This window comes from Kitasatospora phosalacinea (assembly GCF_000717185.1).
Classification (GTDB): domain Bacteria; phylum Actinomycetota; class Actinomycetes; order Streptomycetales; family Streptomycetaceae; genus Kitasatospora; species Kitasatospora phosalacinea_A.
Genome location: NZ_JNYE01000020.1, coordinates 17,448 through 41,842, shown reverse-complemented (window position 1 = coordinate 41,842; position 24,395 = coordinate 17,448). Strand labels below are relative to the sequence as shown.

Annotated in this window: 24 protein-coding genes and 1 pseudogene; 10 read left to right on the top strand and 15 right to left on the bottom strand. The window is 76.2% G+C overall.

What is annotated here, in order from left to right; all coding sequences use genetic code 11:
• Positions 1–111 precede the first annotated feature (111 nt).
• Complete coding sequence (locus OO57_RS11260; RefSeq protein ID WP_033252221.1) at positions 112–510, top strand: HGxxPAAW family protein; 399 nt, start codon at positions 112–114, stop codon at positions 508–510.
• Positions 511–562: 52 nt separating this feature from the next.
• Positions 563–1,435 (top strand): HAD family hydrolase, encoded by an 873-nt coding sequence (locus tag OO57_RS46740; protein ID WP_063737534.1) that lies wholly within the window; start codon positions 563–565, stop codon positions 1,433–1,435.
• Positions 1,436–1,507: 72 nt separating this feature from the next.
• Here OO57_RS46740 and fabG read toward each other — a convergent pair whose 3' ends face one another.
• From fabG to OO57_RS11240, 3 genes are read right to left on the bottom strand one after another with little or no spacing between them, the layout of a single operon-like run.
• Complete coding sequence (fabG, locus tag OO57_RS11250; RefSeq protein ID WP_033252220.1) at positions 1,508–2,266, bottom strand: 3-oxoacyl-ACP reductase FabG; 759 nt, start codon at positions 2,264–2,266, stop codon at positions 1,508–1,510.
• A gap of 52 nt (positions 2,267–2,318) precedes the next feature.
• Complete coding sequence (locus OO57_RS11245; RefSeq protein WP_033252219.1) at positions 2,319–3,506, bottom strand: thiolase family protein; 1,188 nt, start codon at positions 3,504–3,506, stop codon at positions 2,319–2,321.
• Between the two features lie 51 nt (positions 3,507–3,557).
• Entirely contained in the window at positions 3,558–4,706 is a 1,149-nt protein-coding gene (locus OO57_RS11240) for an acyl-CoA dehydrogenase family protein (RefSeq protein ID WP_033252218.1), read from the bottom strand.
• Positions 4,707–4,804: 98 nt separating this feature from the next.
• On the opposite strand from OO57_RS11240, the gene OO57_RS11235 reads away from it, so the two are divergent.
• Both OO57_RS11235 and OO57_RS11230 read left to right on the top strand, forming a co-directional pair.
• Positions 4,805–5,476, top strand: coding sequence for a TetR/AcrR family transcriptional regulator (locus OO57_RS11235; RefSeq protein WP_234337308.1), 672 nt, complete (start codon positions 4,805–4,807; stop codon positions 5,474–5,476).
• 159 nt (positions 5,477–5,635) lie between these two features.
• Positions 5,636–6,112 carry a DUF3592 domain-containing protein gene (locus OO57_RS11230; protein ID WP_033252217.1) on the top strand — a complete coding sequence of 159 codons (477 nt, stop codon included), beginning with the start codon at positions 5,636–5,638 and terminating at the stop codon, positions 6,110–6,112.
• Positions 6,113–6,120: 8 nt separating this feature from the next.
• Here the strand turns inward: OO57_RS11230 and OO57_RS11225 are convergent, their stop codons facing one another.
• Together OO57_RS11225 and OO57_RS11220 are read right to left on the bottom strand one after the other, a co-directional pair.
• The gene (locus OO57_RS11225; RefSeq protein WP_051777227.1) at positions 6,121–7,005 is read right to left on the bottom strand and encodes a hypothetical protein; all 885 of its coding nucleotides are present in this window, start codon (positions 7,003–7,005) and stop codon (positions 6,121–6,123) included.
• A gap of 9 nt (positions 7,006–7,014) precedes the next feature.
• Complete coding sequence (locus OO57_RS11220; RefSeq protein WP_063737538.1) at positions 7,015–8,289, bottom strand: phosphotransferase family protein; 1,275 nt, start codon at positions 8,287–8,289, stop codon at positions 7,015–7,017.
• Between the two features lie 165 nt (positions 8,290–8,454).
• On the opposite strand from OO57_RS11220, the gene OO57_RS11215 reads away from it, so the two are divergent.
• Positions 8,455–10,182 (top strand): phytoene desaturase family protein, encoded by a 1,728-nt coding sequence (locus OO57_RS11215; RefSeq protein WP_158715088.1) that lies wholly within the window; start codon positions 8,455–8,457, stop codon positions 10,180–10,182.
• A 139-nt stretch (positions 10,183–10,321) separates the two neighbouring features.
• Here the strand turns inward: OO57_RS11215 and egtD are convergent, their stop codons facing one another.
• The 7 genes from egtD to OO57_RS45375 all read right to left on the bottom strand — a co-directional run bounded on the left by egtD (position 10,322) and on the right by OO57_RS45375 (position 16,645).
• A complete protein-coding gene (gene egtD, locus OO57_RS11210) occupies positions 10,322–11,308 on the bottom strand; it encodes an L-histidine N(alpha)-methyltransferase (RefSeq protein WP_033252215.1) in 987 nt (328 codons plus the stop codon).
• Positions 11,305–12,081 carry an ergothioneine biosynthesis protein EgtC gene (gene egtC / locus OO57_RS11205; RefSeq protein WP_033252214.1) on the bottom strand — a complete coding sequence of 259 codons (777 nt, stop codon included), beginning with the start codon at positions 12,079–12,081 and terminating at the stop codon, positions 11,305–11,307. Before egtC ends, egtD begins: the two co-directional genes overlap by 4 nt.
• Positions 12,082–12,086: 5 nt before the next feature.
• Complete coding sequence (gene egtB, locus OO57_RS11200) at positions 12,087–13,418, bottom strand: ergothioneine biosynthesis protein EgtB (RefSeq protein WP_033252213.1); 1,332 nt, start codon at positions 13,416–13,418, stop codon at positions 12,087–12,089.
• A gap of 37 nt (positions 13,419–13,455) precedes the next feature.
• Positions 13,456–14,730: an ergothioneine biosynthesis glutamate--cysteine ligase EgtA gene (egtA, locus tag OO57_RS11195; protein WP_051777224.1), complete on the bottom strand. Its 1,275-nt coding sequence runs from the start codon at positions 14,728–14,730 to the stop codon at positions 13,456–13,458.
• Positions 14,731–14,780: 50 nt separating this feature from the next.
• Positions 14,781–15,980 carry an aminotransferase class I/II-fold pyridoxal phosphate-dependent enzyme gene (locus tag OO57_RS39350; protein WP_158715087.1) on the bottom strand — a complete coding sequence of 400 codons (1,200 nt, stop codon included), beginning with the start codon at positions 15,978–15,980 and terminating at the stop codon, positions 14,781–14,783.
• A gap of 84 nt (positions 15,981–16,064) precedes the next feature.
• On the bottom strand, positions 16,065–16,436 hold the full coding sequence (locus tag OO57_RS45380; RefSeq protein ID WP_033252212.1) for a type II toxin-antitoxin system death-on-curing family toxin: 372 nt from the start codon (positions 16,434–16,436) through the stop codon (positions 16,065–16,067).
• Positions 16,433–16,645 (bottom strand): hypothetical protein, encoded by a 213-nt coding sequence (locus tag OO57_RS45375; protein ID WP_033252211.1) that lies wholly within the window; start codon positions 16,643–16,645, stop codon positions 16,433–16,435. Before OO57_RS45375 ends, OO57_RS45380 begins: the two co-directional genes overlap by 4 nt.
• A gap of 281 nt (positions 16,646–16,926) precedes the next feature.
• On the opposite strand from OO57_RS45375, the gene OO57_RS11175 reads away from it, so the two are divergent.
• The 4 genes and pseudogenes from OO57_RS11175 (at position 16,927) to OO57_RS38425 (ending at position 19,140) form a co-directional block, all read left to right on the top strand.
• On the top strand, positions 16,927–17,277 hold the full coding sequence (locus tag OO57_RS11175) for a hypothetical protein (RefSeq protein WP_033252210.1): 351 nt from the start codon (positions 16,927–16,929) through the stop codon (positions 17,275–17,277).
• 69 nt (positions 17,278–17,346) lie between these two features.
• Positions 17,347–18,405: an alpha/beta hydrolase gene (locus OO57_RS11170; protein ID WP_081973610.1), complete on the top strand. Its 1,059-nt coding sequence runs from the start codon at positions 17,347–17,349 to the stop codon at positions 18,403–18,405.
• 72 nt (positions 18,406–18,477) lie between these two features.
• A pseudogene (locus tag OO57_RS47190) lies at positions 18,478–18,534 on the top strand (hypothetical protein); the annotation flags it as partial.
• Positions 18,535–18,549: 15 nt separating this feature from the next.
• A complete protein-coding gene (locus OO57_RS38425) occupies positions 18,550–19,140 on the top strand; it encodes a helix-turn-helix transcriptional regulator (protein ID WP_234337307.1) in 591 nt (196 codons plus the stop codon).
• 52 nt (positions 19,141–19,192) lie between these two features.
• Here the strand turns inward: OO57_RS38425 and OO57_RS11160 are convergent, their stop codons facing one another.
• Complete coding sequence (locus OO57_RS11160; protein ID WP_033252209.1) at positions 19,193–20,923, bottom strand: methyltransferase; 1,731 nt, start codon at positions 20,921–20,923, stop codon at positions 19,193–19,195.
• Between the two features lie 321 nt (positions 20,924–21,244).
• Between OO57_RS11160 and OO57_RS11155 the strand changes: the two genes are divergently transcribed.
• Complete coding sequence (locus tag OO57_RS11155) at positions 21,245–21,820, top strand: GNAT family N-acetyltransferase (protein WP_081973609.1); 576 nt, start codon at positions 21,245–21,247, stop codon at positions 21,818–21,820.
• Between the two features lie 17 nt (positions 21,821–21,837).
• Here the strand turns inward: OO57_RS11155 and OO57_RS11150 are convergent, their stop codons facing one another.
• Together OO57_RS11150 and OO57_RS11145 are read right to left on the bottom strand one after the other, a co-directional pair.
• A complete protein-coding gene (locus OO57_RS11150) occupies positions 21,838–22,473 on the bottom strand; it encodes a DUF7003 family protein (protein ID WP_033252208.1) in 636 nt (211 codons plus the stop codon).
• A gap of 91 nt (positions 22,474–22,564) precedes the next feature.
• On the bottom strand, positions 22,565–23,758 hold the full coding sequence (locus tag OO57_RS11145; RefSeq protein WP_033252207.1) for a winged helix DNA-binding domain-containing protein: 1,194 nt from the start codon (positions 23,756–23,758) through the stop codon (positions 22,565–22,567).
• Between the last annotated feature and the right edge of the window lie 637 nt (positions 23,759–24,395).

The following is a 24,395-nucleotide window of genomic DNA, read 5'->3' as shown; positions in this document are numbered from 1 at the left end:
GAACTCCTTAGCATCTAAGTTACTTAGCTCGTGAGATAAACGATCCGCTGGGGTGCGCCCACCCCGGGCCGACCTGTCTCCGCACCCGCCCATCACACCAAACGAGGACACATGAACGCACACGGCGACCACGACATGGGGCACACCGTCGCCGGATGGACCGGTTCCGCCCTCGGCATCCTCGCCTTCACCACCGCCGGGATGGGACTGGTCCTCGCCTCCCCCGCCGTCCTGTGGGCCGGAGCTGCCCTGGCACCCGCCGCCGCGCTCGCCACCTGGGCCCTGCACCTCGCGGGCTGGGGCAAGCCCGGCGGCCCGCGCCCGCCGCACCTGCGGCACTGGCGCACCCGCGACCGCGCCGCCCGCCACGGCCACCCGGACTGCACGGGGTGCCGCCTCGCCGGTCGCGGCCGCCGCCGCACCGCGGCCGAGGCGCCCGTGACCCAGCCGCCCGTGACCCAGCCGCCCGCGACCCAGTCGCCCACGGCCGTGCGACTGCACCGCGCGTGAACTCCCGCTGACCCGAAGGAAGTTAGCCCGCGCGGGGAGTACGCTTCCCCGCATGCCGTTCTCGCCCTTCCACGCCGTGGTGTTCGACTTCTTCGGCACCCTGACCCCCGCCGTCCCGTCCCGGGTGCGCGACGAGCACGCCGCGCGCAGCGCCGCCCCGCTGGGGATCGACGCGCAGCGCTGGCGGCGGGCCTGGGACGAGTCCTGGCCGGAGCGGGCCGTCGGCGGGCTCGGCGACCTGCGGGAGACCGTCACCGCGCTCGCGGCGCGCTGCGGGGTGACGGACCCGGAGCAGGTCGCGCTGTGGCGGGCGTGCGAGGCCCGCCGCGCCGCCCAGCACGAACTGTTCGCACTGCGGCCGGACGCGCTGCGGGTGCTGGAGACGATCCGCCGCCGGGACGTCCGGATCGGGGTGCTCAGCGACTGCTCCACCGAACTCGCCGACCACTGGGCGCTGGTGCCCGCCGCCCGCTGGGTCGACACCGCGGTGTTCTCCTGCCGCGAGGGCCGCCGCAAGCCCGACCCGGCCCTGTACGCCGAGGTGATGCGGCGCCTGGGCGTCACCCCCGAGCGCTGCCTCTACGTCGGCGACGGCGACAGCCGGGAGCTCAGCGGTGCCAAGGCGGCCGGGATGACCGCGGTCCAACTGCGCGCCGAGGACTGGGCCGAGCACGAGACCTACGACCGCGAGAGCGACTGGACGGGCTGGCGGGCCACCGCGCTGACCCACATCGCCACCGGACTCGACTACCCGGTCGTCCTCCAGCCGGAGCACGAACGCCCGCCGGCCGCCCCGGCCCCGTTCCCGCCGCCGCAGCCCGCGCCGCCGTCCCCGCCCGTCCGGCCGGACCTGCCGACCGCGCCGCAGTCCGCGCCGCAGTCCGCGCCGCAGCCGAAGCCGGCCCGCCGCTGGCCCTGGCGCTGACCGCCACCCCGTCCGTCCCTCAGGGGTGCGCGGGAGCGGCCCCCACCGGTCCGTCCGGCGCCGCCGACGCGGCTACCGCGCGCCGCCGTTGACGTACAGCGTCTGGCCGCTGACGTACGAGGCGTCCTCGCTGGCCAGGAACGCCACCACGGCGGCGACCTCCTCGGGGCGGCCGACCCGGCGCAGCGGGGTGCGGCCGGCGACCTCGGCCTGGTGCTCCTCGGGGGTCGCGCCGACGCGTTCGGCGGTCGCGGCGGTCATCGAGGTCGCGATGTAGCCGGGGGCGACGGCGTTCACGTTGACGTTGAAGGGGCCGAGCTCGATGGCCAGGGTCGCGGTGAGGCCCTGGATCCCGGCTTTCGCCGCCGCGTAGTTGGCCTGCCCGCGGTTGCCCAGGGCGGAGCGCGAGCTGAGCGAGACGATCTTGCCGTACTTCTGCGCCACGAAGTACTTCTGCGCGACGTGCGCGCAGTTGTAGGCGCTGGTCAGGTTGACCGCGAGGACGGTGTCCCAGTCCTGCTTGGGCATCTTGAAGAACAGGTTGTCGCGGGTGATCCCGGCGTTGTTGACCAGGACGTGCACGCCGCCCAACTCCTCGGCCACGGTGGCGAACACGGCCTCCACCGCCTCGTAGTCGGCGACGTCGCACCCGTACCCGCGGGCGGTGCCGCCCGCCGCGAGGATCTCCTCGACGGTGTCCTTCGCCCGCTCCGCCGTGAGGTCGACCACGGCGACCGCCGCGCCCTCCGCGGCCAGCAGCCGCGCCGTCGCCGCACCGATGCCCTGCGCGGCTCCGGTCACCACTGCCACCTTGCCGTCGAACCTGCCCACCGTCGTACTCCGTTCCTGACGATCCGTCATCTTCATTGAGGGGGAGGGGATTTCAGTCTCGCTCGACCAGGACGGCCGAGCCCTGGCCGACGCCCACGCACATGGTGGCCAGGCCGCGCCGGGCGCCGGTGCGGCGCATCCGGTGCAGCAGGGTGGTGAGGATCCGGGCGCCGGAGCAGCCCAGCGGGTGGCCCAGGGCGATCGCCCCGCCGGAGGGGTTGACCAGCTCCGGGTCGATGCCCAACCGGCGGGTGGAGGCGAGGGCTTGGGCGGCGAAGGCCTCGTTGAACTCGGCGGTCTCCAGGTCGGCGAGCTTCCAGCCGGAGCGCTCCAGCACCCGCCGGGTCGCCGGGACGGGCCCGATGCCCATCACGTCGGGGTGCACGCCCGCCGAGGCGCCCGCCACGTACCGGCCCAGCGGCTCCAACTCCAGCTCGGCCAGCGCTCGTTCGCTGACCAGCAGCAGCGCGGCCGCGCCGTCGTTCATCGGCGAGGCGTTGCCCGCGGTGACGGTGCCGCCGGGGCGGAAGACGGGTTTGAGCGCGGCGAGCTTCTCGGCGGTGGTGTCGGGGCGGATCGACTCGTCGTGCTCCACCGCCGTCCCGTCCGGGCGGGCGACGGGCAGCAGTTCGGCGTCGAAGTGCCCCGACTCCCGTGCGGCGGCGGCCAGTCGGTGGCTGCGCAGGGCGAACGCGTCCTGCGCCTCGCGGTCGATGCCGTAGCGGGCGGCGACCTCCTCGGCCGTCTCGCCCATCGACAGCACGCCGTGCAGTTCGCGCATCCGCGGGTTGGTCAGGCGCCAGCCGAGCCGGGTGTCGAAGGTCTCGATGCGGTGCGGCAGCGCCTCGTCCGGGCGGGGCAGCACGAACGGGGCGCGGCTCATCGACTCGCAGCCGCCCGCGACGACGACGTCGGCCTCGCCGGAGCCGATCGCGCGGGCGGCGGTGGTGACGGCCTCCATGCCGGAGGCGCACAGCCGGTTGACGGTCGCGCCCGGCACGCTGTCGGGCAGCCCGGCGAGCAGCACGGCCATCCGGGCCAGGTTGCGGTTGTCCTCGCCCGCCTGGTTGGCGGCGCCCCAGTACACGTCGTCGATCCGCGCCGGGTCCAGCGCGGGCACGTCGGAGAGCAGCCCGCGCAGCACGGCCGCCGACAGGTCGTCGGGCCGGACGGCGGACAGTGCGCCGCGCAGCCGCCCGATCGGGGTGCGGCGGGCGGCGGCGATGAAGACCGGAAGCACTTCGTCGGGCTCCTTGTCGTGAAGGGCTTGTCGTGAAGGGGGAGGGGTGGGTCAGAAGGCGTTGACGCCGGTGAGCGAGCGGCCGATGAGCAGTTTGTGGATCTGGCTGGTGCCCTCGTACAGGGTCATCACCCGGGCGTCGCGCAGGTACTTGCCGACCGGGTACTCGTCGATGAAGCCGTACCCGCCGAACACCTGCAGCGCGTTGTTGGCGCAGCGCACCGCCGCCTCGGAGGCGTACAGCTTGGCCACCGAGGACTCGGTGGCGAACGGCAGGCCGCGGTCGATCAGGTCGGCGACCCGCCAGGTCAGCAGCCGGGCCGCGTCCACGTCGACGGCGGTGTCGGCCAGCAGCTCCTGCACCAACTGGTGGGCGGCGATGGGCTTCCCGAACTGCTCGCGCTCCCCGGCGTAGCGCACCGCCGCGTCCAGCGAGGCCTGCGCGATGCCGACGCAGCCCGCCGCGACCGACATCCGCCCCTTGGCGAGGGCCGCCATCGCGACCTTGAAGCCCTCGCCGACCTCGCCCAGGCGCGCGCCGTCCGGGACGCGGACCCGGTCGAAGGACAGCTCGGCGGTGGCCTGCCCGCGCAGGCCCAACTTGCCGTGCACCAGCCGCCGTTCGAAGCCGGGCGCGTCGGTGGGCACCAGGAACGCGGTGACGCCGCGGTGCCCGGGCCCGCCGGTGCGGGCGAAGACCAGGGCGACGTCCGCCCACGTCCCGTTGGTGATGAACATCTTCGCGCCGGAGAGCAGCCAGTCGTCGCCGTCGCGCTCGGCCCGGGTGGTCAGGTTGGCGGCGTCCGAACCGGTGCCGGGCTCGGTCAGCGCGAAGCAGCCCAGCGCCTCGCCCGAGCACAGCCGCGGCAGCCAGGCGCGCTTCTGCTCCTCGGTGCCGAACGCGTTCACCGACTTCGCGACCAGCCCCAGCGACACCGACACCACGCCGCGCACCGAGGAGTCGCCGCGTCCCAGCTCCTCCAGCACCAGGCAGTACGCCAGGTGGTCGCCGCCGCTGCCGCCGTGCTCCTCCGGCAGGGTCAGGCCGAGGAAGCCCAGGTCGCCCAGCTTCCGGACGATCCCCAGGTCGATCGACTCCGCCCGGTCCCACTCGGCGGCGAACGGCACGATCTCCCGGTCGGTGAAGGCGGCCGCCAACTCCCGTACGGCGGCCTGCTCCTCGGTCAGCTCCAGGTCCATGTGATGGGTACCCCGATTTAAACTAGCACTGCAAGTTTTACGGTGACTGTAGCCCGCCCGCACCGGATCCGGAAGAGCACCCGCGGACACCTGCGAGAATGACCCGGACCCAGCAGCCCGCACCCCAGGAGGCGGAGATCGCCCGACCCCGCACCCCCCTGCTCAGCCGGGACCGCATCGTCGCAGCCGCCCTCGCCCTGGTCGACGCCGAGGGCCTGGCCGCCCTCTCCACCCGCCGCCTCGCCGCCGAACTCTCGGTCAGCGGCCCCTCGCTGTACAACCACTTCGCCACCAAGGACGACCTGCTCGACGCCGTCGTCGACAGTGTGATGGGCGAGGTCGACCTCAGCATGTTCGACGCGCCGCACGACTGGCGCACCGCCCTGCACGCCTGGGCCCGCTCCTACCGCGCCGCCCTCACCGCCCACCCCCACCTCGTCCCCGTCCTCGCCCAGGGCCCCGGCCGCCGCCCCCACGCCCTGCGACTGGCCGACGCCGTCTTCGGCTGCCTCGTCGACGCGGGCTGGCCCCGCGGCCAGGCCACCCGGATCGGCGCCCTCATGCGCTACTTCGTCACCGGCTCCGCCCTCGGCTCCTTCGCCGCCGGCTTCCCCGACGACGCCACCCTCTACACCGCCGCCGACTACCCCCACCTCGGCGACGCCCACCGCCTCGCCGAACACCGCCGCACCATCGACCAGGGCGCCTTCGACACCGGCCTCGACGCCCTCCTCGACGGGCTCGAACTGCGCTACCGGCGCCTGCCCTGAGAGCCCCTGCGAGGGACGGGGGCGATGGCGGGTGGGCGTGGTGACCGGCGGCTGTGGCGCGAGGCCCGGCCGTGCCGCCCGCGGCGAGCTCGCACGGGAACCGGCGGCCCGGCCCCGCACGTCCACCCACCCGTACGGAGATCGGGGAGGCGGGGGCTGATGGACTGGGCGAACACGGCGGCCGGCACGGCGGCCTGCTGCGCGGGCCTGCTGCTCGTTGCCCTCGGTGCGGCCGTCGCCGTGCAGCGGCTGCGCGACGACGCCCGGCTGCGCCGCCTGCGGGCCGACGGGCTCAGTGCCGAGGCCGAGGTGCTGGAGGCGTACGTCAGCACGCACCGGCACGTCGAGACCCGGCAGGTCCACACCGACCGCCGGGCCGTCCTCCGCTTCCGCACCGCCGACCAGCTGCCCGTCCGGGTCGAGGACGACGGCGACACCCCGCGCGCCGTCGGCGACCGGGTCAAGGTCCGCTACCTGCCCGGCCGCCCCGAGGGCGCGCTGCCCGCCGACACCGTCGACCGGCCCCGCGCCGCCGCCACTTTCGGCGCCCTCCTCGGGGCGGCGGCCCTGCTGGCCGCCGGGCTGCCGGTCGCCGCCTTCGGGGTGGCCCTCGCCACCGGCGGCGACCTGCCCTGAGGACCGGCTCAGGGCCGCTGCCAGTTGCTCCCGTGGTCGCGGCAGTCCGGCGAGCACGCCGCCGGTTCCGGCAGCGTCCAGTCGAACGGCCAGAAGTCCGCCGCCTCCGGTGAGTCCACCACCGGCTCCGGCTGCCCGGCCGGGCGGCGCAGCAGGCAGCGGTGGCGCAGTAGCTCCTCGGCCTCCGCCCCGGTCAGTCGGCAGCTGTTCTCGCGGTCGAGGTGGTCCGACAGCCGCTCGGGGGTGCGCACCACGTTCAGCCGGTCGCCGTCCGCGGTCCGGAAGTCCATCCGGTGGCTGGTGCTCCCCTGCGCGTCGGAACCCCAGCCCTGCGACAGGTCGACCGGCCGCCGGCCGCGCCGCCGGAACGCCCAGTACACCGGTGAGGCGTCCGCCCGGCCCGGCTCGGCCACCCGGGCTCCCGCCCGCACCCGCACGCCCGCGCGGGCGAACAGCAGCTCGCCGAACACCAACCCCGGCCACAGCACGTCCAGCAGTTCGATCGGTGCGCCCGGGTCCTCGGCGGGCACCAGCTCGGCGGTCTCGTGCAGGAACGGGTCGAAACCGCCCGCCGCGCCGACCTCCGTCATGCCGAGCCGGGCGAAGAACGCGGTGAACTCCTCCCGGCTGACGCCCAGCCGGACCCCGTCCTGGACCGGCCCGTCGCCGTCCTGGACCGGCCCGTCGCCGTACGGCGGCTGGAACTCCAGGGCGAGCGCGTCCGCGGTCCGGCCCAGCGCGTGGAGCTCGCACTCCAGCAGGTCCTGCTCCTGCGCCGACTGCGCGGTGAAGGCGTCGTACGAGGCCGCCGCCAGCCGCTCCGGGGAGGCGGGCAGCGCCTCGGCCGCCCGGGCGTCCAGCAGCAGCTGCGCCGAACTCCCGGTCGTCGACATGAGCGCGTGCTACAGCTCGCGGCCCGCGCCCAGCGGCTCCGACCCGGCCGACCCGGCCGTCGGGGCCAGGGCCCCGCCCAGCGCGCGCAGCGCCCGCCGCACCTCGTCGGCCGGGTCGCCCGCGTGGTACGGGTGCTCGCTCGGCTCGATGCCGTCCAGGAACTCCTGGTAGCGCAGCGCGAAGTGCACGTGCACCAGCGGCGGCGCCAGCTCCAGCGCCCGCTCCGGGGCGCAGCCCGGGACCAGCGCGCGCCAGGCGTCGGCCCAGCGCGAGCGGACGACCGCCCAGCGCTCGGGGGAGAGGAACGGCTCCGGCCGCAGGCCGTCCAGCGCCGGGTGGCCCCAGGCCGCGTCCGAGAAGTCCAGGACGGTCACCCGCTCGCCGTCGAAGCGCCAGTTGCCCGGGTGGAAGTCGCCGTGCACCAGCGTCGACGGCAGCCCGCAGGAGTCGAGTGCGCGGGCGATCGCGGGCAACTGCCCGGCCAGCTCCCGGACTTGCGCGTACTCCTGCGCCGACAGCTCCGGGCGCAGCCGCTCCACCAGCGCCGGGAAGCGCTCCGCCAGCGCGGTCGGCGAGCAGTCCGCCAACCCGCCCGGCCCGCCCGGCCCGCCCGACCCGTCCGCGTCCGCCGCGACCGCCGCCTGCACGGCCGCCCACCGGTCGACGGCCGCCAGCATGCCGTCCTCCGGCACGCCCCAGCAGTCCACGCCCGGCACGTCCGCCAGCAGCACCCGCCGCCCGTCCGCCGCCAGCACCCGCGGCACCAGCCCCGGATCGGCCCGCCCCGCCCGGGCGATCACCGCCGCCTCCGGCACCGCGAACGGCGGCGTGCTCTTCAGCCACACCGGGCCGTCCGCGGTCGGGAACCGCGACAGCGCCGACAGGTTCCAGCTCCGCACCTGCTCCACCGGGCCGCTCCTGGCCCGGCCCAGCGCCGCCAACTCGCCGTCCGCCCAAGCCCATTCGGCCGCCAGCCCGTCCGCCGACGCCCAGCACAGCCGCAGCGGGTGCCCGACGTCCTCGGTGTCCGCCGGAGCCAGCGCGCCGGTCGGACGCTCGGACGCCACCGCCAGGTACACCGCCGCCCCGCCCCGGCCGCCCTCCCCGCCCGCCACCGCCAGCAGCCGCAGCACCGCCAGTGGCACCCCCGCCGCCCGCGACGCCGCCGCGGCCACCTCGCCGACCTGCGCCCAGTACGGCGACTCCGCCGCGAACGGGCCCACCGCCCCGAGGAGTTCGCCCTGCCACTCGACCACGACGGTCGCCGTCCGCTGCTCAGTCATCTGCACCCGGGCATTCTCCGGACGCCCCCGGCTCCGCGCCACCGAATAACGGACGGCCGGGACCGCCGCCCGAGGGCGGGACCGTAACCGTCCGCGCCCGGGGGGAGTTGTACGGGAACGGCGGATCTCCTTCCGCCCCGGGCCGGTGCGGCGGAGGTGACGGGCGTGGCGGGACGCGTACGGGTGGGCAGGCCGCTGACGGCGGACGCGGTCGCGGACCGGTACGACGCGGTGGTGGTCGGCTCCGGGGCGGGCGGGCTGACCACCGCGGTCTGCCTGGCCCGCCAGGGACGCCGGGTGGCGGTGTTCGAGCAGCACTACACCGCGGGCGGCTACACCCACGCCTACCGGCGCCACGACTGGGAGTGGGACGTCGGCATCCACTACGTCGGCCAGCTGGCCCCGCGCGAACCCGTCCGGGTCCTCTCCGACTACCTGACCGGTGGCACGCTGCGGTGGGCCCCGGTCGGGGACCCGTGCGACGAGTACCGGCTGGCCGGCGAGGTGCACCGGGGCCCGGTCGGCTTCGACGCCCACCGGGCCGAACTGACCGCCCGCTTCCCGGCCGAACGGACCGGCATCGAGGCCCTGTTCGCCCTGGTGGGGCGGTGCCGTGCGGTGCTCCCCGCCCTCGCCCTGGGCCGCCTCTCCGGCCCGGTGGCCCGGCCGCTGGCCCGCCTGCTGCGGACGGCGGCCGTACCGCCGGTGGCGATGCGCCCCGCCCGGGACGTGGTGGAGGAGCTGATCGGCGACGAGCGGCTACGGCAGGCCGTCCTCACCCGCAGCGCCCTGCTGCTGGCGGACTCCACCGCCAACCTGCCGTTCTTCCTCCTCGCCGTGATGTTCGAGCACTTCCGGACCGGCGCCTGGTACCCGGTCGGCGGCAGCGCCGCGATCGCCCGCGCGATGCTCGAACCGATCCGCGCCGCGGGCGGCGAGGTCTTCGTCCGGGCCCCGGTCGCCCGGATCGAGCTGACGGGCACCCGGGCCACCGGCGTGCAGCTCGCGGACGGCACCCGGGTGCGGGCCCCGGTGGTGGTCAGCGCGGCGGGCGCGCACCACACCCACCGCACCCTGCTGCCGCCGTCCGCGACCCGAACGCCGGGCCCGGCCCCGGGCCCGTCGTCGAGCCCGGCCTCAGGCCTGGCCTCAGGCCCGTCGTCGGGCCCGTCGTCGGGCCCCGCGCCGGACCGCCTGGACGGCATGCGGCGCGGGTTCCCGTTCGTGGTGCTCTTCCTCGGACTCGACGGCGACCCCGAGGAACTCGGCCTGCCCCGGCACAACCTGCTCGTCACCGACGGCGACTGCGACGCCTTCTTCGAGGGCCGGGGCGGACGCACCAGCGGCAGCTTCCTCTCCTTCTCCTGCGCCAAGGACCCCACCTGGACCGCCCGCAACCCCGGCCGGTCGACCGGCGAGGTCCTCGCCTACGTCCACCCGGAGCTGTTCGCGCCCTTCCACGGCTCGCGCTGGCACCACCGCAGCCCGGCGTACCTCGCACTGAAGGCCGAACTCACCGCGCACCTCCTCGAGCAGGTCCACCGCCACCTGCCCCGCACCCGCGGCCGGGTCGCCCACCACGAACTCGGCACCCCGCTGAGCACCGAGCACTTCACCGCCTGGCCCGGCGGCAGCCTCTACGGACTCGCCAAGGACGTCACCGCCTTCGGCGACGGCCGCACCCCGGGCCGGGCGGACTGGCTGCGCCCGCGCACCGCGATCGACGGCCTCTACCTCTCCGGCCAGGACTGCCTGGCCGGAGGCTTCATGGGCGCCGTCACCGGCGGCCTGCTCGCCGCCCACGAGGCGCTCGACCGCGGCGGCCGCGCCCGCCTGTGGGCGGGCCTGCTGCGGCAGGGCGTCCGCCCACGGGCGCCGGAGGACGGAGCCTAGCCAGGGCTGGCCCGGCCGGAGCCGTCCTCAGCCGGAGCCGTCCTCAGCCCGAGCAGTCCTCAGTCGGAGCCGTCCTCAGTCGGAGCCGTCCTCGGTCCGAGCCGTCCTCAGTCGGAGCCGTCCTCGGTCCGAGCCGTCCTCAGCCGGAGCCGTCCTCGAAGGGCTGGGAGAGCGACAGCCCGAAGCGGCCCTCCTCGTCCGTCCACCAGTCGGTCAGGCGCAGGCCCGCGGCGAAGAGCTCGCGTTCGACGCGTTCGCGGCGGAACTTCGCGGAGACCTCGGTGTACAGCTCCTCGCCCGCCTCGAAGTGCACGGGGAGGCCCAGATCGGCGATCTTGACGGTCTGGTCGCGCCGGGAGCGCAGCCGCATCTCGATCCACTCGTTCTCGGCGTCCCAGAGCGCGACGTGCTCGAACTGCTCCGGTTCGAAGTCCGCGTCCAGCTCCCGGTTGAGCACCGACAGCAGGTTGCGGTTGAAGGCGGCGGTGACGCCCGCGGCGTCGTCGTACGCGGCGACCAGCACCGAGGGGTCCTTGACCAGGTCGGTGCCGAGCAGCAGCCGGTCGCCGGGCAGGAGTTGGGCCCGCAGGCCGGACAGGAAGGCGGTGCGCTCGTCGGGGAGCAGGTTGCCGAGGGTGCCGCCGAGGAACACCAGCAGCCGGGGGCCGCCGCCCTCGGGCAGGCCCAGGCCCTTGGTGAAGTCGGAGAGCACGGCGGCGACTTCGAGCCCCGGGTAGTCGGCGGTCAGCGCCCGCGCCGCCGATTCGAGCGCGCTCTCGCTGACGTCCACCGGGACGTAGCGCTCCAGGGTGCCCGCGGCGCGCAGCGCGTCCAGCAGCAGGCGGGTCTTCTCCGAGGAGCCGGAGCCGAGTTCGACCAGGGTGCGGGCCCGGCTGGTGGCGGCGATGTCGGCGGCGCGGGCGGTGAGGATCTCGCGCTCGGCCCGGGTGGGGTAGTACTCGGGCAGCCGGGTGATCTCCTCGAAGAGTTCGGAGCCGCGGGCGTCGTAGAACCACTTCGGGGGCAGCCGCTTGGGCTCGCCGGTGAGGCCCTCGCGGACGTCGGCGCGCAGCGCGTGGTGCAGGTGGTCGGGGGGCAGCAGGCGGGTGAGCCGGTATCCGGTCATCGGGGGGCGTCCTCTCGGGTGCGCGGGCCGATGGGGGCCAGCGGGGTCAGCACGCTGCCGGCCGGATCGGCCACCAGCAGGGTGCGGTCGGGGACTTCGGACCAGCCGGGCCCGTCGTCGAAGGGTTCGGAGGCGACCAGCACGGAGCCGTCCGCGTCCCGGCGCTGGAACAGCGTGTCGCCCCAGGCCGTGGCCGCGATCGAACTCCCGTCGGTGGCGAGCAGGTTGATCCGGGCGTCGGCCAGTTCCCCGGCCAGCAGGCACACTTCGGCGAGCGCCTCGCCGAGCTTGACGCCCGCGCGCAGCCGGTTCAGCACCAGTGCCCACAGCAGCGCCGAGTCGGTGCGGGTCTCCAGCTCCAACAGCTCGGTGGCGGGCAGCAGTTCGGCCAGCGGGGCGAAGGCGTGCGGCCAGCCCGGCAGGGCGCCGTTGTGGCTGAACAGCCAGCGCCCGGCGGCGAACGGGGCGGCGGCCTGCGCCCCGGCCGCGCAGCCCGCCGTGGCGGAGCGGACGGCGCCCAGCACCGCGTGCGAGTCGACCACCCGGGCCAGGTCGGCCAGGTCGACGTCAGCCCAGATCGGCCCCTCCCGCCGGTAGCGGGCCGGTCGCTCGTCCCCGGCCGCGTACCAGCCGACCCCGTAGCCGTCCGCGTTGACGGTGCCGTAGCGCTGCAGCCGGGGCGCCCAGGACTGCCGCAGCAGCCCGTACGGGGGGTCGAGCAGGACCGAGCGGATCGGCACCGGCCGCCCCAGGTAGGCGAAGTGGCGGCACACCGGGCTCAGCCCCCCGTCCGGGGCTCGGCGTCGCGCGCGGTGCGGAAGCCGGCGAAGATCTGCCGCCGCACCGGGTAGTCCCAGTTGCGGAAGGTGCCCCGGCAGGCGACCGGCGCGACCGCGAACGAGCCGCCGCGCAGCACCTTGTACTCGGGGCCGAAGAACACCTCCGAGTACTCCCGGTACGGCCAGGCCGTGAACCCCGGGTAGCCGGTGAAGTCGCTGGACGTCCACTCCCACACGTCGCCGATCAACTGCCGTGCCCCGTACGGAGACTCACCCTCCGGGTAGGCGCCGACCGGGGCCGGGCGCAGGTGCCGCTGGCCCAGGTTGGCGTGCTCGGGGCCGGGCGCCGCGTCGCCCCACGGGAAGCGCCGGGAGCGGCCGGAGACCGGGTCGTGCCGGGCCGCCTTCTCCCACTCGGCCTCGGTCGGCAGCCGCCGCCCCGCCCAGCGGGCGTACGCGTCGGCCTCGTACCAGCTGACGTGCAGCACCGGCTCGTCCTCCGGGACGGGCTCGACGCGGCCGAAGCGGCGGCGCAGCCACTGGCCGCCGTCGCGCTGCCAGAACAGCGGCGCCTCCAGCCCCGCGGACATCCGGTGCGCCCAGCCCGCGGGCGTCCACCAGCGCGGGTCGTCGTAGCCGCCGTCGGCGAGGAAGCGCAGGTAGGAGCCGTTGGAGACCGGCGCGGTGTCCAGCCAGAACGCGGGCAGCTCGACCCGGTGGGCGGGGCGCTCGTTGTCCAGCGCCCACGGCTCGGTGTCGGTGCCCATGGTGAACGGCCCGGCCGGGACCAGGACTTCGACGGGCAGCGGGCCGCCGGTGGCGGCGGGCGGCGGCGGGGCGTCCAGCACGGCCGGGCCGCTGCGCAGCTGGTGGGTGGCCAGCATGGTCTCGTCGTGCTGCTGCTCGTGCTGGACGATCATCCCGAACGCGAACCCGGCGTCCAGCAGCGGCGCGCCCTCCAGCGGGGAGGCGGCCAGCAGGTCCAGCACCCGGCCGCGGACCTCGTGCGCGTAGGCGCGGGCCTCGGCGGGCGGCAGCAGCGGCAGCCGGGGCCGCTCGGCCCGCGGGTGCTCGAACGCGTCGTACAGCGGGTCGATCTCCGGGTGCATCGGGTCGCGGCCGCCGACGTTGCGCAGCAGCCACAGCTCCTCCTGGTTGCCGATGTGCGCCAGGTCCCACACCAGCGGCGACATCAACGGCGAGTGCTGGGCGACGAGTTCGGCGTCGTCCACGGCCCCGGTGAGCAGCGCGGTGCGCTCCCGGGCGGCGAGCAGCTCGGTGGCGATCTGCTCGCGCAGCACGGCGGGGTCGGTCCGGTCGGCGTTCAGCACGGGGCCTCCTCCGGTGGGGGGAAGGGGAGTTCGGCGGTCAGCACGGGGCGTCCTCCTGCAGGGCGGGGGCGGCGCCGGTGCGCAGGGCGGCCAGCTGGTCGTCGGCCGGGCAGCGGCCGCGGGCCGGGTAGCGCTCGGCGAACTCGACCAGGCCGGTGCGCAGTTCGCTGCCCCGGCGGGCCAGCGAGCGTTCCGCGGCGGCGAAGCACAGCAGGGCGGCGCGGCGCAGGTCCGGATCGGCCATGCCGAGCGCGGCGGCGCGCCGCCACAGGCCCGAGCGCGGGGCGCGGCTGCCCGCGTGGCCGAGCCGCTCCAGGGCGGCGCGGGCCTCGTCGGCGGCCACCGGGTCGTCCATCAGCGCGCTGACCAGGGCCAGCGGCACCCGCCAGCCCTCGCCGGGCTGGGCGTCCATCATCCGCAGCTCCAGGTGTCCGCGGGGCCGCACCGGCGGGAACAGCGTGGTGCGGTGGTAGTCCAGGTCGGCCAGCGCGGCGGGCCGCTCGCCCCCGTCGCGCAGCCACCCGCGGAAGGTCAGCCCGGCCGGCGCGTCCCAGGGCAGCCCGTCCGGGCGGCGCAGGCACAGCAGCGCGGCGTCCAGCACGTAGTGCGTCCAGGCGGTGCGCGGGTCGGCGGTGGGCGGCGGGGCCAGCGTCCGGGAGGGGTCCATCCGGGACCACACCAGCTGCCGGGTCGACTTCCAGCCGGTCGGACGGCCCTCCAGCAGCGGCGAGTTGGCGAACGCGCCGACCAGCACCGGCCCCAACTCGTGCGCCAGCCGCCAGCGCTCCGCGTGGTCGGCCTCCGTCCCGGCGTCCACGCAGACCTGCACGGAGGCGGTGCCGGTCATCATGATCCGGCCCCACGGGCCGCCCCGGTCGAAGTAGCGCTGCATCGCCCGGTAGCGCGGGTGGGTGGCCTGCATCCGCCGCTCGCGGTCCATCGGGTCGGTGCCGCTGCCGGTCAGCCGCAGGCCCCCGGCGGCCAGCGCCGCCCGCAGCACCGCCTGGTCGCTGCTCAGCCCGGCCGCGCAGTCGGCCGGATCGGCGGCGGGCGGGGAGCTGAGCTCGACCTGCCCGCCGGGTTCGTACGTCAGCCGCGAGCCCGCCGGGAGGACCGGGCCGTCGGCCGAGTCGGGCAGCACCGCCAGCGCGGCCGCCACCCGGCCGGGATCCACCGGTGCGCCGGGACATCGGACGTCGTGGACGAACCACTCCGCCTCCACCCCGACCAGCGCCGGAGGCCCGATCTTGAAGCAGATGGCCCCCAGGTGACGCTCGGCCGACGCCTCGGTCAACTCCGCCCGGAGCGTCACGCTGTGTATCGGATCGGGGGCCGGCGCGGCCTGCTGTGGACGTACGGATGTCACCGGGTTTCACCATCCCTCGGTTCGCGACTTGAGCCCGGTTGTTCCTGCTCAGTCTGCTCCGGGGCAAACCTCGGTGCCGCCCGAGCCGACATTTCCCAGGTCAGTCGGGTGAGAGCGGTGCGCAGGCGGTCCAGTGGCAGGGCGAAATTCAGCCGGAGCCGCCCGGAACCGGCCGCTCCGAAATCACCCCCGTCCGCCAGCTCCACGTCACAGCGGGTGATCAGCTCCTCCCGGGTGCCGAGCCCCGCACCGTCCAGCCACAGCAGGTACGAGGCCTGCGGACGGGCCAGCACCGCACCGCCCAGCGCGGCCGTCGCGAGCTCCCGGGCCCGCACCAGGTGCGCCAGCGCGGCGTCCAGCCACGGGCCGCCCTCGGCCAGCGCCGCCCGCTGCGCGACCGCGCCCAGCAGGCCCCCCTCCCACAGCCCGAAACCCGCCATCACCGCCGTCAGCCGCTCCCGCAGCCCCGCGTCCGGCACCAGCGCGAAGCAGCTCGGCAGGCCCGAGGCGTTGAAGGTCTTGCCCACCGAGTTCAGCGTCACCACGTTGGCCGCCCCGCCGGTCACCGCCACCGCGACCGGCTGCTCCGCGCCCGCGTCCGGGTGCCGCAGGTCGCCGTGCACCTCGTCCGAGACCAGCAGCCCCGGCGCGGCCGCCGCGGCCAGCGCCCGGACGTCGGCGGCCGACCAGATCCGCCCGCTCGGATTGTGCGGGCTGCTCAGCAGCACCAGGCCCGGGCGGGCCGCGGCGACCTCGGCCAGCGGCAGCCGGTACGGGTCCGCCGGGTCACCGGTCTCCAGCAGCGGCAGCTCCCGGACGGCCGCCCCCGCGGCCCGGCAGACCCGGGCGAAACCGCCCCACTCCGGCGTCACGCACACCGCCGGGCCCGGCAGCGGACGCACCGCCTCCACCAGCAGCCGCACCGCCGTGCCCGGCGCGAACGGCAGCAGCATCACCCAGCGCGGATCCACCTCCACCCCGTGCCGCCGCCGGTACCAGTCGGCGACCAGCACCCGGTCCGCGGCCTCCGCCACCGGGTACCCGAACGCCGGATGCCCCGCCCGCACCCGCAACGCCGCCCCCACCGCGGCCGGTCCCGGCAGGTCCATGTCCGCCACCCCCATGGCGATCCGCCCCGCCCCCGCCCGCGCCCACTTCGCACTGCCCGTCCCCGCCCGCGAGAACCGCTCGAACACCGGGTGCTCCCTCCGACGCCGTCCCCACCCACGCTAAGGCCCGGCCGGCGGATCCGGCCGGGCCTTGGCGTGGACGGCCCCCGGTCAGCGGCCGAGCAGGGTGCGCAGCGCCCCGGCGGCCTCGGGGATCCCGGCGAACCGGTGCGTGGCGACGGCCACCATGTGCTCGCCGGGTGCGTCGGGGTCCTCGGGGAGGCGGAACGGCTCGTCGTTGAAGTGCAGGAACAGGAGGACGGCCTCGTACGCGGTGCGCTTGTTCCGGTCGTGCAGCGGGTGGTTGTTGGCGAGGGAGTCCGCCAGGGCCGCGGCCTTCTCCCAGACGTCCGGGTAGGACTCCACCCCGAACATGGCGGACTGCGGGCGGTGGAGCGCCGACTCCAGCACGCCCGCGTCCTTGACCAGGTGCTCGTCGCCCGTGACGGCGACGATGTCGTCGAGGGCGAGGTGGACGGTCACCGGTCGGCCAGCCTTCGCATGGCCTCGGCGTGGACCGGGTCGGACCGGAGCCGGGCGAGGAACCCGTCCCGGTCCTTCGCCCGGTCGGCGCCCGGGGTGTCCGCGGTGCCGGCGGCGTCCGCGGTGTTCCCGGCGGCCCTGCCGGGTGCGGCCGGGGCGGCGACCGGGCCGTCCTCCTCGCGGGCCGGATCGATCGGCTGCACGGTCATGTCCGCTCCTCCCCAGGTCTCCGGCGGGGCACCACCGTACTGGGCGGCGCGCGTTCCCGTGCGGAAATAACGGGCGGCGGGAGTGAAGCGGTACGTGTCGGTGAACTGGCATCGAGTAACGGTGTGCGCCTGATATTACTTAACTTTTGCTTAACAGCTATCGCTTTTCGGGGACGTGGCCAGAATCCCTGGACAACGTTGTCGAGGGCCGCGCAGACTGGACGCACCGACCGCACCCGTGGCCGAACCGCGGTAGGCCGGACCCACCCTGCGAGGACCCCATGCCCAAGAACGGCACCGCCAGCTACCTGCGCTGCTACCCCGAGGACCGCTGGGAGATGATGTCCCACCGCCGGGCCCTGGAAGACCTGGCCGACCGCTCCGGGCTGCCCCGCCCGATCCTCTACCTGGACAACGGCACCCGCTCCACCGAGCGCGGCCCCCGGCTGGAACACCTGCTCGCCGACATCGCCGCGGGCTGGGTCGACACCGTCCTGATCCCCGGCGCCTGGGTCTTCGCCCTCTGCCCGGACACCGCCCGCGCCACCGCCGACCGCATCCGCGCCACGGGCACCCGCCTGGTCGAGCTGCCCTCCCCCCGCGCCCGCGCCGCCCTCCGGGCCGCCGCCTGAGCGGTGTGACCCGGGTCACGGGGAAAGGGTGACACGGGGCTGTCGCCGCACTCCGCCACCCTCGGGGCCATGACCACCACCGGCCGCGACCCCCTCGCCGCACGCCCCTCCGCCGCTCCCTCCGCCGCCGAGCACTCCTCCGCCGAGCGCCCCTCCGCCGCGCAGCGTTTCGCCGCGCACCCCCTGCGCGAGCACCTCCGCGACCTCGACTGCCTGGACGAGACGCTCGCCTTCAACCGGGCCTTCGAACGGGCCGCGAGCAGCCGCCCCGCCCGCCGGGCCCCGCTCGACCCGGCCGTCCTCGCCCTGCTGCGCCGCAACCGCCTCGGCGGCGACACCCCGCCCCGCCGCCTCCCGCAGGCCCGCGACCGCCGACTCCCGGGCGGCGTACGGGTCCGTGTCCTGAACCCCGGCGCGCCCGAGGGCGTCCTGCTCCACCTGCACGGCGGCGGCTGGGCCTTCGGCTCCGCCGACGGGCAGGACGAACGGCTCTGGGAACTCGCCCGCCGGGCCCGCCTCGCCGTCGTCAGCGTCGACTACCGCCTCGCCCCCGAACACCCCCACCCCGCCGGGCCCGAGGACTGCGAAGCCGCCGCCCGCTGGCTCGCCGAGCACGCCGAGGCCGAGTTCGGCACCCGCCGCCTGCTGATCGGCGGCGAATCCGCCGGGGCCCACCTCGCCGTCCTCACCCTGCTGCGCCTGCGCGACGGCCGCGGCCCCGTCCACGCCTACCGCGCCGCCCACCTCGCCTTCGGCCCCTACGACCTCGCCATGACCCCCAGCCAGCGCGACTTCGGCGACCGCCCCCTGCTCAGCAACACCCGCAGCCTGCAAGGAAGTTACGCCATGTACAGCCCCGGCACCGGCCCCGAGGAGCGCCGCGACCCCGCGCTCTCCCCGCTGTACGCCGACCTCGCCGGCCTGCCACCCGCCCGCCTCGTGGTCGGCACCGAGGACCCGCTGCTGGACGACTCCGTCCTGCTCGCCCGGCGCTGGCAGGACGCCGGGGGCACGGCCCGCCTCGACGTCGTCGCGGGCGCCATGCACGGCTTCACGCTCTATCCGCTCACCGTCACCGCCCGCGAACGCCACCGCGAGAGCGGGTTCCTCGCCGCCGCGGGCCGGTAAGGTCCCGCGGGTGAACCGAACGGCCCGCCTGTACGCCCTGGTCGAGGAGTTGCGCGCCGCCGCACCCGGCCGCTGACCGTCGCCCGCCTCGCCGCCAGGTTCGAGGTCGCCACCCGCACCGTCCAGCGCGACCTCCAGGCCCTGATGGCCGCCGGCCTCCCCGTCCGCGCCACCACCGGACGGGGCGGCGGCTGGTCCATCGACCCCCGCACCACCCTCCCGCCCGTCCGGTTCACCGCACAGGAGGCCGCCGCCCTCACCGTCGCCCTCGCCGCCACCGGCCACGGCACCCCGTACGCCGCCGCGGCCCGCACCGCCGCCCAGAAGCTCGCCGCCGTCCTGCCCGAACCCGCCGCCACCACCGCCCGCGACCTCGCCCGCCGGATCGTCGCCCTCCCCGCACCCGGGACGGGCCCCGCCGGGACGGGGCCCGCCGCCCGCACCGCCGTCGAACGCGCCCTCGTCGAGCGCACCGTGCTGCGCCTGCGCTACGCCGACGCCGCCGGACGGGAGAGCGAACGGCTGGTCGAACCGGCCGGGCTGCTCACCGCGGGCGGCCACTGGTACCTGATCGCCTGGTGCCGCACCCGCCGGGCCGGACGCGGCTTCCGGCTCGACCGGATCACCGCCGCCGACCCGACCGCCGAACCCGCAGGACACCACGACCTCGCCGCCCTGCTGCACGGCTCCGCCGCGGCGGGCGCCCGGCCGCCCGCCGCGCTCGACGCCCTGTGAGGCGCTCCGCGAGGTGCTCGGCGAGGTGCTCGGCGAGGCACTCGACCGGATGTCAACTCGCACGTCGGAGGGCCGACTTGCGCACGTGCAGGACGCGGGCGTCCAGCGGCAGCGGCTCGTGCCCGACCAACTCCAGCCCGGCGTCCGCGAACAGGCGCGCGTAGTGACCGGCGGTGCGTTCGCGGCCGCCCACGTTGCAGCGCATGTGCAGGTCCCAGGCGGTGGCCAGGGAAGGGGAGTCGTCGTCCGGCAGCAGGCGTTCGACCACCAGCAGGTCCGCGTGCGGCGGCATCGCGGCGGCGAGGTGGCGCAGGATCTCCCGGCAGCGGTCGTCGTCCCAGTCGTGCAGCACCCGCGACAGCAGGTACACGTCCCCGCCCGGCGGCACGTCCGCGAACTCGCCCGCCCGGCACTCCACCCGGCCGCCGCAGTCCGTGGCGTCCAGGAACGACCGTGCCGCGGCCGCGACCTGGGGGCGCTCCAGCAGGACGCCGCGCAGGGCGGGGTGCGCGGTCAGCAGGCGGGCCAGCAGCTCGCCGGTGCCGCCCGCGAGATCGACCACCGTGCGGGGCGCACCCGCGGCGGAGGCGGCGGCCGCGGCCCGGACCACCGGGTGGCCGGGCAGCGGGTCGAACATCAGGCGGCTGGCCGCCATCGAGCGGTCGAACAGCTCCGCCAGGCGGGGATCGCGGGCGAAGTGGTCGAAGTGGTTCTCGCCGAACAGCCGGTCGAAGGCCACCTGCCCGGTCCGCACCGTCCCCGCCAACTCGCCGAAGGAGCGGTAGAAAGGCCCCGCGTACAGCAGGGACAGCGGCCGCAGCGAACCCGCCGCCTCCGCCCGCAGCAGCTCCCCGGCCGGGGCCAGCCGGAAGCCCCCGCCGTCCTGCACCACCGTGCCCAGCATGGCCAGGTAGCGCAGCAGCGACCGCAGGGTCTCCGCGTCCGCGCCCACCGACGCCGCCAACTGCTCGGCGCTGCGCGGCTCGTGCGCGTCCATCGCCTCCGGCACGCCCAACTCGGCGAAGGCGCCCAGCGCCTGCGTCGTCCACGCGCCGGTCAGCTGCCGCAGCAGCACCTCGGCGGGCTGCCCGGCGCGGTGCCGGGCCAGGTGCTCGACCAGCAACTCCCGGTGGTCGCCCGGCGCGTAGAGCTCGATCCGCGGATAGCCCGCCTTCGCACCGGCGGGCACCGTGAAGTACAGCACCGTCCCGTCCTCGTGCGGGTTGTAGCCGCCGCCGTCCGGCCGCGCGCCGTGCCGGTCCAGCAGCGCGCACAGGCCGCGCAGCACCAGCGGATCGGGGTGCACCACCTCGAAGCCGAGGTGCACCTCGTGCTGCAACGCCCGTTCGTGCGCGGCGAGTTCGGCCAGCTCCGAACCCGGCGGCACGGCCAGCGCGAACACCTCGACCACCCGGGCCTCCCCGTCCGGGCCCGTCACGGCGGGCCGCAGGATGCCGACCTCCAGCCCGGCCGCGTCCCGGCCGTGCCGGGCCGCCAGCCGCTCCCGCACCACCGTGCTCGGCCGCGCCGCCTCCCGCGCCGCCAGCCCGGCCCCGGCGAGCAGCGCGTGCAGCGCGCCGGCGTCCGGCGGGAAGACCAGCAGCGCGGTGTGCGCGAAACGGCAGCGGTCGGTCAGCGCGCGCAGCTCGACGCCGTCCAGACCCGGCAGCAGGGCGCCCAACAGGGAGGCGGTGTCGTGGCGGCGGGCGTGGTCGGCCGCGGCCCGGAGCAGTTCCGCATCGGTGGCGGCCGCGGGCGCGGCCGCGAGGGTGGTCGTGCTCATGCTGGGGAGATCCTCGCGGTAGAAGGGTGATGCGTAGGCGAAACGTTTCTGGAGGGGGAGGAGCACCGCTCGGAGAGGGATGCGCCCGCAGGGGGAAGGGCGCAGCCCGGCGGCGCGCCGGCGCCTGCGACGGGCACCGCACCCCCGAAGAGATCTGACGGACCGTCAGACTCGGTGATCCTAACCGCCGCCGGAGCACCCGCCCGCCCCGCTTCACCCGATTGGCCCGGCCATCAGCCCAGGTCACCGCCCCAGGTCCGGCGAGGGCCGCACACCACCCCGGCTCGGCGAGGGACGCACCACCACCCCTACACTCGCCCCGTGACCGCCGACGACCGCCGCCCGATCCGCCTGATCCGCCCGGCCGCCCCCGCCGACCTGGCGGCCGTGGCCGGGATCTACACCCACTACGTCCGCCACACCGTCAGCACCTTCGAAGAGACCCCGCCCCCCGTCGAGCACTGGCACCAGCGCCTGGCCGACCTCACCGACCGCGGCCTGCCCTTCCTGGTCGCCGAGGTCTCCGGCCAGGTCGTCGGCTACGCCTACGCCGGGCCCTGGCGCCCCAAGCCCGCCTACCGCCACACCGCCGAGAACTCCGTCTACCTCTCCCCGCACCACCTCGGCCGCGGCCACGGCACCGCCCTGCTCCGCGCCCTGGTCGACGCCTGCGCCCGCACCGAGCTGCGCCAGCTCGTCGCCGTCATCGCCAGCCCCGGCAACGACGCCTCCGTCGCCCTGCACCGCCGCTTCGGCTTCACCGAGGCCGGTCGCCTCGCCGCCGTCGGCCACAAGCACGGCCGCTGGATCGACACCCTCCTGATGCAGCTCACCCTCGTCCCGACCCCCACCACCCCGGCCGAAGGCCCCGCCGGGACGACCGGGGCGACGCAGTAGCCCCGAGGCCGGGCGGCCTACAGCGTCCCGGCCTCCGGCCAGTGGGACCAGTGGGTGTTCGGTGCGAGCGTGGGCCGGTAGCGGGACGGGTCCCCGGAGTCCAGCACCTCGGCGATCAGCCGGAACGTCTCGTGCTCGCCGGGCGCGACGCCCCCGAGGTCCTCCGGCTGGTTCCACTCGTCGAGTCGCAGGAGCAGCGGCAGGTCGGCGGGGAGGCCGGTGCGCAGTTCCGCCGGGTCGGCGAGCAGGAGCGGGCGGTGCGTCGGGGCGAGCTGCCGGAAGACGTCCTGCCAGGGGGTGCCGGGCCCGGCGGGGACGGCCAGGGCGGTGCCGCGGACGACCACGGGGGCGCCGCCCGGGTAGGCCCCGGTGCCGTCGGGGTCGAGCTCCGCCAGGTTGTCGACCCGGTCCAGGAGGTCGCCGAGCCCGGGCTCGCCGTGCGTCAGGCAGTTGCCGAAGCGGTGTACCACGTCGACGAGGCTGTTGCCGTGCGGGGTGTAGCCCAGCAGTTCGGCGACCAGGGCCCAGCGGGTGCGGTCGCCGAACAGGTGGAGGCGCTCGGCGACCGGGTAGTAGTAGCCGTTGTCCAGGTCGGGGAACTCCCCCCGGTCCGCGCAGAGGTCGAACTGGCCGAGGATCGACGAGGTGGTCATCACCACCCCAGGCCAGGCCGCCCCTGGGACACGCCCTGGGACACGCCCTGGGACGCCGCGGGCAGCGTGGCGGTCAGGCGGTCAAGCGGGGTCAAGCGGTCAGGCGGCGCTCCAGCGGGGTGCGGAAGCGCGGGGTGACGCGGGTGTCGGCGAGGAGGGTGCGGAGGGCGGCGGCCTCGGCGGTGACGGCGCGGCGGGCCTCGGGGCCGGGGTCGGTGAGGAGTTCGAAGGCCACCTCGCCGTCGGGGCGCTGGGCCCAGCCGCCGATGACGCGGCCGTTCCACCAGACGGTCGGGCCGAGGTTGCCGGAGCGGTCGACCAGTGCGGGGCGGTGCTCGGGGGAGAGGTACCAGTCGCGGTGCTTCCAGCCCATGGCGGTGGGGTCGAGGGCGGGCAGCAGGGCGGCCCAGGGGGACGGGGCGGGCTCCGGGGCGAGGTCGTCGGGCAGGACGAAGCCGGTGCTGCCGTCGGCGAGTTCGACCTCGGCGGCCGCGCACGCAGCCAGTGCGGTGCGCACCTCGCGGACGCCCCAGCCGGTCCACCAGACCAGGTCGTCCTCGGTGGCGGGGCCGTAGGAGGCGAGCCAGCGGGCGGCCAACCCGGCCTGGGCGGCCGCCCGTTCGGCGGGCTTCGGGGCGGCGGGCACGGGCGGGCCGGGAGCCCAGCGGTGCCGGCTGCTGGTCCAACTGCCCACCGGGCGGCGGCGGACCATCGCGCCCTCCATGCCGAGCAGCCGCAGCAGCCGCATGCCGACGGGCTGGGAGGCCTGGTAGGAGGTGCCGACCCCGTAGTCGATGGTCTCGCGCAACTGCGGTACGGCTTCGCTGAGTTGACTCCCCGTCAGGCCTTCCGGCGATGCGGCGGAGGCGGTGGCGAGGGCGTCGAGCACGGCGCGCTCCGCGGCCGCGGTCCAGGCGGCGTCGCGGCCGGAGGCGGCGAAGTCCTTGAGCAGGCGGGCGCGCTCGGCGGCGGCGCCCTTCGCGGTGGTGGAGGCGTACAGAGCCGGGGCGAGGTCGGCGGGGACGACGAAGAGGGTCTTGCGCATGCCGTGGCGGCGCAGCACGGTGCCGTCCGCGTACAGGGCGCGCTCGGTGTCGGCGGTGCCCGGTACGGCGAGCCGGGCGGCGACGGCGAGGAACACCGTGGCGGGGTCGGTGGCGTGCACGGCGACCAGGCCGTCCACCACCTGCTCGGCCCGGTCGGCCCCGGTGCCGGGGGCGAGCAGGTGGCGGCGGGCGAGTCGGGCGCGGCGCTGGTCGTCGTCGAACGTGGGTCGGGCGGGCACGGGCTCCTCCTCCGGGTCGGGGACAGCCTGCCACGGGGGCCCCGTCCGCGTCCGGTGCGTGACGCGCGGACACCCCGTCCGGGCCGCATTTCGCCCCCGGGATGCGGCGGGTCGTGAAAGTTTCGGAGCGGAACGGCCCCGGCGCGGGGCGGTTCGCCCGTTCCGTCCCGACAGCGTTCGGACGGCGTTCGGGCGGTGTCCGGGGCGGTGTCCGGACGGTGTCAGAGGAGGCTCGGGTGCTGGGCGAACCCGCAGGTGGGCGGGCGGGGGAGGACCGTACGGGCGGCCGGAGGGGCGGCGGGGGCGGGATCGGACGGGGCCTACGCCCCCCCGGCGGCGCCACGGGCCCCGTAGCGCCTCGCGCCCGCCTCGCGGCCCCATGGGGCCCCCATGGCCCCATGGGCCCCACCCGGGCACGGAGGCAGGCGCAGGGGCGGGCGTGGTGCGGGCGCTGCACGACCGGCGGGGGGCGGAGTCGGGCGGCCGGCCCCCGGCGGACGGCGTCCATTCCCGGTGAGCGGGAGCGCTCCCACGGGTTCTGTCGAAGTTCTTGACGGGAGTGCGAGGTCATGGCTTCATATCGGTTGTCCCCGAGCTGAGTTCGCCTCAGCCCGGGCCAAGTATGGGAGCGCTCCCA

Excerpts from the sequence above, each read along its gene's own strand:
- OO57_RS11260 (WP_033252221.1), top strand. The coding sequence starts at position 112 with ATGAACGCACACGGCGACCACGACATGGGGCACACCGTCGCCGGATGG.
- OO57_RS46740 (WP_063737534.1), top strand. The coding sequence starts at position 563 with ATGCCGTTCTCGCCCTTCCACGCCGTGGTGTTCGACTTCTTCGGCACC.
- OO57_RS11240 (WP_033252218.1), bottom strand. The coding sequence starts at position 4,706 with ATGGACCTGGAGCTGACCGAGGAGCAGGCCGCCGTACGGGAGTTGGCG.
- OO57_RS11235 (WP_234337308.1), top strand. The coding sequence starts at position 4,805 with ATGACCCGGACCCAGCAGCCCGCACCCCAGGAGGCGGAGATCGCCCGA.
- OO57_RS11230 (WP_033252217.1), top strand. The coding sequence starts at position 5,636 with ATGGACTGGGCGAACACGGCGGCCGGCACGGCGGCCTGCTGCGCGGGC.
- OO57_RS11225 (WP_051777227.1), bottom strand. The coding sequence starts at position 7,005 with ATGTCGACGACCGGGAGTTCGGCGCAGCTGCTGCTGGACGCCCGGGCG.
- OO57_RS11220 (WP_063737538.1), bottom strand. The coding sequence starts at position 8,289 with ATGACTGAGCAGCGGACGGCGACCGTCGTGGTCGAGTGGCAGGGCGAA.
- egtD (WP_033252215.1), bottom strand. The coding sequence starts at position 11,308 with ATGACCGGATACCGGCTCACCCGCCTGCTGCCCCCCGACCACCTGCAC.
- OO57_RS45375 (WP_033252211.1), bottom strand. The coding sequence starts at position 16,645 with ATGACCGTGCAGCCGATCGATCCGGCCCGCGAGGAGGACGGCCCGGTC.
- OO57_RS11175 (WP_033252210.1), top strand. The coding sequence starts at position 16,927 with ATGCCCAAGAACGGCACCGCCAGCTACCTGCGCTGCTACCCCGAGGAC.
- OO57_RS11170 (WP_081973610.1), top strand. The coding sequence starts at position 17,347 with ATGACCACCACCGGCCGCGACCCCCTCGCCGCACGCCCCTCCGCCGCT.
- OO57_RS38425 (WP_234337307.1), top strand. The coding sequence starts at position 18,550 with ATGGCCGCCGGCCTCCCCGTCCGCGCCACCACCGGACGGGGCGGCGGC.
- OO57_RS11160 (WP_033252209.1), bottom strand. The coding sequence starts at position 20,923 with ATGAGCACGACCACCCTCGCGGCCGCGCCCGCGGCCGCCACCGATGCG.
- OO57_RS11150 (WP_033252208.1), bottom strand. The coding sequence starts at position 22,473 with ATGACCACCTCGTCGATCCTCGGCCAGTTCGACCTCTGCGCGGACCGG.